The organism is Paeniglutamicibacter antarcticus (assembly GCF_039544305.1).
GTDB classification, from domain to species: domain Bacteria; phylum Actinomycetota; class Actinomycetes; order Actinomycetales; family Micrococcaceae; genus Paeniglutamicibacter; species Paeniglutamicibacter antarcticus_C.
In genome coordinates this window covers 1-6,613 of the sequence record NZ_BAABLK010000076.1, presented here as the reverse complement: position 1 = coordinate 6,613, position 6,613 = coordinate 1, and the positions used below count along the sequence as shown (strand labels likewise).

General features: G+C 60.7%; 4 protein-coding genes and 2 pseudogenes. 4 read left to right on the top strand and 2 right to left on the bottom strand.

The features are described from left to right. Window positions 1-233: 233 nt before the first annotated feature. Entirely contained in the window at window positions 234-1,520 is a 1,287-nt protein-coding gene (locus ABEA12_RS15340) for an aspartate kinase (RefSeq protein ID WP_210102105.1), read from the bottom strand. 309 nt (window positions 1,521-1,829) lie between these two features. Here ABEA12_RS15340 and ABEA12_RS15335 point away from each other — a divergent pair, with 309 nt between their 5' ends. The 3 genes from ABEA12_RS15335 to ABEA12_RS15325 all read left to right on the top strand — a co-directional run bounded on the left by ABEA12_RS15335 (window position 1,830) and on the right by ABEA12_RS15325 (window position 4,840). After that, window positions 1,830-2,810, top strand: coding sequence for an ABC transporter ATP-binding protein (locus ABEA12_RS15335; RefSeq protein WP_210102104.1), 981 nt, complete (start codon window positions 1,830-1,832; stop codon window positions 2,808-2,810). Then, window positions 2,807-3,934, top strand: coding sequence for an ABC transporter permease (locus ABEA12_RS15330; protein ID WP_210102103.1), 1,128 nt, complete (start codon window positions 2,807-2,809; stop codon window positions 3,932-3,934). The genes ABEA12_RS15335 and ABEA12_RS15330 overlap by 4 nt, the downstream gene beginning before the upstream one ends. A gap of 96 nt (window positions 3,935-4,030) precedes the next feature. Then, window positions 4,031-4,840, top strand: coding sequence for an IclR family transcriptional regulator (locus tag ABEA12_RS15325; protein WP_210102102.1), 810 nt, complete (start codon window positions 4,031-4,033; stop codon window positions 4,838-4,840). 93 nt (window positions 4,841-4,933) lie between these two features. On the opposite strand, the pseudogene ABEA12_RS15320 reads toward ABEA12_RS15325, so the two are convergent. Continuing rightward, window positions 4,934-5,647, bottom strand: a pseudogene (locus ABEA12_RS15320) (SRPBCC family protein); the annotation flags it as partial. Between the two features lie 127 nt (window positions 5,648-5,774). On the opposite strand from ABEA12_RS15320, the pseudogene ABEA12_RS18740 reads away from it, so the two are divergent. Continuing rightward, window positions 5,775-6,511, top strand: a pseudogene (locus ABEA12_RS18740) (hypothetical protein). The last annotated feature ends 102 nt before the right edge of the window (window positions 6,512-6,613 follow it).

Genomic DNA, 6,613 nt, shown 5'->3' with positions numbered 1-6,613 from the left:
GGATGGGAAGAACACGTGGAGGACACCGGAGGCCGGCATACCTTGGTGATCACCACACCCACCGGGCATACCTATAGATCCACCGCACCACCACTACCCGGTACCCCCATCTAAGAAACGGAACGGCCAAGTAAGAGATTACGTCCACCAACGATAACGGTCCGCGACACCAAGACACGCAAACATGCGTATCCAGGTGCCACGGACCGTGCGGCGTTCTGGAGACAGGGCCTTTAGCGGCCGGTTCCCCCGTAGACGGTGGCCTCGTCCTCGACATCCAAGTCGAAGGCAGCGTGAATCGCAAGCACCGCTGCATCAAGCTTGTTGGCGTCGGTGACGATCGAGATACGGATCTCCGAGGTGGAGATCATGTCAACGTTAACCCCGGCCTGATGCAATGCCTCAAAGAACATGGATGAGACGCCCGGGTTCGAGCGCATGCCGGCACCAATGAGTGAAAGCTTGCCCACGTTCTCGTTGTAGGAGATGTCCTCGAAGCCGATTTCATCCTGCTCGGCTCGCAGTGCTTCCTGCACGTGTTTTCCATCGACCATGGGAAGCGTGAAGGAAATGTCGGTACGTCCCGAACCCGCGGTGGAGATGTTCTGGACGATCATGTCGATATTGGCATTGGCACCCGCAATGACACGGAAAATCTGCGCGGCCTTGCCGGGGATGTCGGGCACGCCGATAACGGTGACCTTGGCTTCGGAGCGGTCGTGGGCGACACCGGAAATGATGGGCTGTTCCAAGGGTTCTCCCTCTTGAATCTTGATCTGGTCATCGGGGCTGGGCAGGACCCAGGTTCCCTCGTTGGTACTGAAAGAGGAGCGCACGTGAAGCGGAACCCCGAAGCGACGCGCATATTCAACGCATCGCAGGTGCAGGATCTTGGCGCCGGAGGCAGCCATTTCCAGCATTTCCTCACTGGAAATGGTGTCGATCTTGCGGGCCGCCGGAACGACTCGCGGATCGGCGGTGTAAATGCCGTCAACATCAGTGTAGATCTCGCAAACGTCGGCACCCAGCGCAGCGGCCAGGGCTACCGCGGTGGTGTCCGAACCGCCACGGCCCATGGTCGTGATGTCGTTGGATTCCTTGCTCATTCCTTGGAAGCCGGCAACGATGGCAACATATCCGCGATCAATGGCACGACGCACGCGCTGCGGGGAAACCTCGATCACTCGTGCCTTGCCGTGGATGGCATCTGTCATCATGCCGGCCTGCGAGCCGGTGAACGATGAAGCCTTGGCTCCTAGACCATCGATGGCCATGGCCAACAGCGCCATGGAGATGCGTTCGCCGGCGGACAACAGCATGTCCATCTCACGGGCTGGTGCTTCGTCGGTCAGTTGGTTAGCCAAGTCGAGCAGCTCGTCGGTTGTGTCGCCCATGGCGGAAACCACCACGACGACGTCGTGACCGGCGGATTTGGTGTCAACAATCCGGCGGGCAACACGTTTGATGCCTTCAGCATCTGAAACGGATGATCCACCGAATTTCTGGACAATCAAGCTCATGCGTCAGCACACTCCATGGGACGGGAACAGGGAAAATTCGACGACCAGTCGAGGCTGGCACTGTGCCATTTTAGCCATTGTGACGCGCCGTTGCCCTAATGCATGACCGTTTGGGGTCATATAAGTCGAATCGGCTGGTCTATTTGCGCAATGGGACGAACCCAAGATGTGACCGATGGCCGCAGGGGTATGCGTGCGATCCGGTTGCGTCTATTCGATAACGAATCCTCGAAAAGGCGTATTTGACTGGGCAAGTTGCGTACCTTTAGAGCATCGGACCGGGCCTCGGGCCAAGAAAGCAGGATACTCATGGATTCGACGTTCCCGACCCCCGGCCATTTGCCGGTGAAGGCTCACGACCCCGGCACGGGGATTGTCGCCCTAGGCCTGGCCCGATCATTCGGAACGGTGAAAGCCGTCGAGAGTATTGATTTTATTGCGGCAGCAGGCAAAGTCACAGCGCTTATCGGACCCAACGGGTCGGGCAAGACCACGCTGCTGCTGATGCTGGCCTCCCTGCTGCGCCCAGATTCCGGCAGTATTCGCATCCAGGGTATCGACCCGGAGCAGGACGCGAGGTCGGTCCGCGCAATCCTGGGATGGATGCCAGACACCCTGGGTGTGTGGGAATCATTGACGAGCAGGGAAATTCTCACCACCGTGGGCTCCCTCTACGGCCTGGGCAAGGCTCATGCACGTGCGCGGGCGGCGGAACTTTTGGAGATGGTGGAGCTGTCGGTGCTAGCCGATACCCCGGGAAGGGTCCTCTCACGCGGACAAGCTCAGAGGCTTTCGTTGGCCCGGGCATTGATCAATGATCCTCAGGTGCTCCTTCTGGACGAACCTGCCAGCGGACTCGACCCGGGGGCACGCGTCCAACTGCGAATGTTGATTCGTGACCTTGCAGCAAGCGGCAAAACAGTGGTGATCAGTTCGCACGTTCTGGTCGAGCTCGATGAAATGGCGGATGCAGCAGTCTTCGTGTCCAAGGGTCGTACCGTGCGCAGCCAGACGCTGGCCGAAGCAGGGGCCCAAGTCCGTGGCTACACCATAGGGGTCCTGGATCTGCCCGCGTTACGTAGATTCCTTGAATCCACGTCGGTGGCAGCCGTCTACCAGCCGAACTTGGAGAACGTCGGGGGCACTGCCAAGGTGAAGTTGCCCGGGGAATCCCAGGCGACGGAACTGCTAGCAGCACTAGTGCGGGAGGGTGTGCCGGTGAGCGCCTTCGCACCCTCTTCCGGGCTCCTTGAGGAAACCTACCTGAGCCTTGAGGGAGGAACGAAATGAGCATGTCAACCCCCCTGAGCGAGGCCGAAACGAAATCCGGCCTCGGGTTCTTTGCCGGTATCGGCACGGTCTTTGGACTTGAGATCAAGCAACGGGTGCGCAGCCGCGGCTGGTACATCATGCTCGCCATCTGGTTCGTTGTGATTGCTGCGATCGTCGGTTTGGCGGCGCTCTCCGTGGGGAGCATCGACTCCAGTCTCGATGGTTACCAAAGCGCGGACTCCGGTATCGGGCAAGTGATGTTTGAGCTTGTCATCGCGTTCGTTTTGTTCTTCGGCATGCTGATTGCGCCGGCGCTGAGCTCCAACTCAATCACCGGAGATCGTGCCAACGGAACCCTTGCCATTCTGCAAAACACCCTGCTGACCCCTGGCCAGCTCTTGATGGGCAAATGGTTGGCCGCGTGGGTCGCATCCTTGGCGTTCCTTCTGGTCACACTCCCTTTGATTGTGTGGGCCATGACTTACGGGGACGTGTATCTGCGGGCGTTCCCTGTGTTGCTTGGCATGCTTGCAGTTGAGCTGGCCGTCGTCTGTGCGATCGGCGTAGGCATCTCGGCCTTGGCAAACCGCACTCTTTTCGCGGTGATGGTTTCCTATCTTTTGGTGGCGCTGCTGGGCCTTGGCACGCTGATCGCCTACGGACTGAGCTTGGAAGTGGTCAAGGTCGATGTCGAGGCGTCCGACCAGGTCTGGCCCGACTCATACGAGAACGGAGAGTACATAGGGGAATGGGACGAGGAGAACTACACTTGCGGCCCGACCCTGTATGGACAGCAGGTCTACGCGACGGACCGAAACACGTGGCTGCTGGCGATGAACCCGTTTGTGGTGGTTGCTGATGCCGCCCCAAGACCCCCGAAGCCAGAGCGCCCGGAGTCCTTCGGAATGGCGGGACCGATGGGAATGATCAGTGACGGGGTGCGTTACTCGCAGGCAGGGGTCGAGTACCAGGTTCCATGCCTCAATGGAATCAAGACCGTCGGGGATCCGCCCTACCAAGCCCCGATGTGGCCCCTTGGTCTGGGCTTGCAAGTGCTCTTGGCCGCCGGCATCTTGGTCGCCGGTCGCCAGCGGCTCAAGACCCCAGCAGGAAAGCTCGCGAGCGGGACCCGGGTGGCATAGGCATCGAGGACCAGGTGTCGGAGTCGACGGCCTTCGAAGCATCTAAGCTGGAGGGAAACGACCAAGAGACGAAACATCGTGAAGGACGGAGATCCATTGACAGTCGGTGAACCAGAAGTTCCGGACACGGATGGCGAAGATGCCTCTTCAGGTGGCGTCCAGTCGGTGGATCGGGCGTTGGCCATTTTGGAGATCCTTGCCCGCGACGGAAGCTCCGGGGTCGGCGAGGTGGCTGAGGAACTGGATATCCACAAGTCGACGGCGTCGCGGCTGCTTAGCTCGCTGCTGGCCCGAGGGATGGTGCACCAGAACACCAACCGCGGCAAGTACGAGCTGGGTTTTTCGATCCTGCGGATGGCCAGTTCCATTCCGGGAAGGCTCTCGCTGGTGGGCGAAGCCCGCCCTGTCATCGAAGCACTTGCCGGGGAATACAAGGAAACCGTCAACCTCGCGGTGTTGCGCGAGGAATACGCGGTGAACGTGGACCAAGCCATGGGCCCCTCGATGCTGGCGACCCACGACTGGCTCGGCAGCCTCACGCCACTTCATGCAACTTCCAGCGGTAAGGTGCTCCTCGCGGGACAGGGTGCCGATGAGCGGGGCCGGATACTGAAGGTCACCAAGCTTCCGCAGCGCACGGCCAACACGGTCCGCACCCGGCCTGCACTGGAAAGAGAACTGCTGCGCGTGCTCAAGAACGGCTATGCCGAGGCGCGCGAGGAATTCGAGATGGGTATCAATTCGATCGCGGTACCGATACACAACCATCTTGGCGTAGTGGTTGGTGCGATCAGCGTTTCGGGTCCGGCCTTCCGCTTTGACCCGCAGGAAGTGCCCGGCTTGCTTCAAGGCATCAAACAAGCCGGCCAAGAAGTTAGCGCGGCGCTGGGGTACACGGCCGGCTAGGGCCTCGGCGCAGTGCTCCGGTACGAGGTCGCCGACCCGTGCGGTGATCCAATCGTGGAACAGCCCAATGTGGTGTTCGCTGGGGACCAGGACGCCGCCGTGGGCGTAGACCTTCGAGGACATGCCCGGCTGGCATCTCTCGCAGGCGGCGAAATCCTGTTGGTTAACGCGGTGGAAGAGTTCCACCGATGAGGTGAGGTCCTTGCCTGATTCCACTACCCTGGGCAAGTAGAGCCAGTCGCATTCAACGATCGTGCGGTCCGGAGCCATGGGGAACATCCTGTGGATGATCACGTGGTCAGGAACCAGGTTGAGAAAGAGCGTGGGCTTGATCGTGATCGCGAAGTGACCTCGGTTCTGGTCCTCGTCGACCCAGGGCAGCAGATCCCAGCTCTCGGAGCCGTCCGCGGTGAAATCCTTGATGCCTTCACCGAACTCGGCCCCGTGCCCCACGAAGAACTGGGCGGCCAACCCGTCGGCAAACTCCGGTAGGACCTCGGTGAGCTCGGGATGGATGGTGGCGCAGTGGTAGCACTCCATGAAGTTCTCGATGGCACCCGTGGCGTCGTCCTCGAATGACGGCGGATCGTCGGCAAGCGAGAGCCACACGTATCCGAGGTACTCACGGACATGAACCTTGACCAGGCCGTACTCGTCGCGGTCGATGTCCGGCATCTTTGTCAGGTTCGGAGCGGCAATGAGTTTTCCCTCGAAGTTGTAGGTCCATGCGTGGTACGGACACTGGAAGCTCCGGGTGGCTTGGCCGGATTCCTCGATGCATATCCGGCATCCGCTGGAGCCATGCATCTCGCCGAGGGACGTGCTCAACAGCCCGTGCCGAAGGCGTCAGAACGAATTGGGTGCCTTCTACCTGGGGTCCTCCGGATGGAAATGACCGCACTGGTTCCAAGCCAACCGGGACCTGCTCGAATCGATGCCCGATGAATGGCGGTCCCCGGAGCGCGATTCCTGGTCCGAGAAGTTTCATTCGGAAATCTCCGCCATAGAGGGCTCGAAGACGCGCACCGCGGTGGCCAAGTACGATACGCCCCCGCCCAAGCGCCTGAAAGTCACCGGGGCCGGGGCCCTGGTACAGCGGCAGGCACTCAGTACGGGCAACATCGCCAAGGAGCCCGGCGCCGTAACTTACTTCCTGCTGCTGAACCCCGATGGCGGGATCCGCAGCGACGTGACAATCGCATGGCTGGGGCAGGACCACTTCCAGCTGGGCATCAACAGCAACATCGATCTTGACTACTTCACGGTCCAGGCCTGGCTGGCGGCCCGGAGGGATCTCGCTGCCTGGGCGAATGTCCTCGACGTCACTGGAGCCAGCTGCTGGACCGGGTTGTGGTGCCCGCTGGCCCGCGAAGTCATGGTCAAGGTCGGTGACGACGACTTCGACAACGAGGCCTTGAAATACTTCCGCACCAACCAGGTCGTCATCGGGGCATACCGATCACCGCGACGCGCCTGTCCTACGTGGGCGAGCTCGGATCGGAACTCTATGCCAGCGCGGAAACAGGGGCGAAACTCTGGGACGGGCTATTCTCCGCCGGCCGGGAGCACGGGATCGTTGCCGCTGGTCGAGGGGTGTTCGATTCCCTGCGCCTGGAGAAGGGCTACCGGCTCTGGGGCACCGACATGCCCCCCCCGTTACCTTTTAACTAGCCCCTTAAACGGACTCATTGAGGAAGAATTGGGGTTGCTGGCCTGTCGGTCTCGGCATGATTCACTCCCCCTGTTCTTTCATGATCCGGGGGGTGCTGTCAC

Bases quoted from the DNA above. Each gene is read 5' to 3' on its own strand.
- ABEA12_RS15340 (WP_210102105.1), bottom strand. From the start codon at position 1,520: ATGAGCTTGATTGTCCAGAAATTCGGTGGATCATCCGTTTCAGATGCT.
- ABEA12_RS15335 (WP_210102104.1), top strand. From the start codon at position 1,830: ATGGATTCGACGTTCCCGACCCCCGGCCATTTGCCGGTGAAGGCTCAC.
- ABEA12_RS15330 (WP_210102103.1), top strand. From the start codon at position 2,807: ATGAGCATGTCAACCCCCCTGAGCGAGGCCGAAACGAAATCCGGCCTC.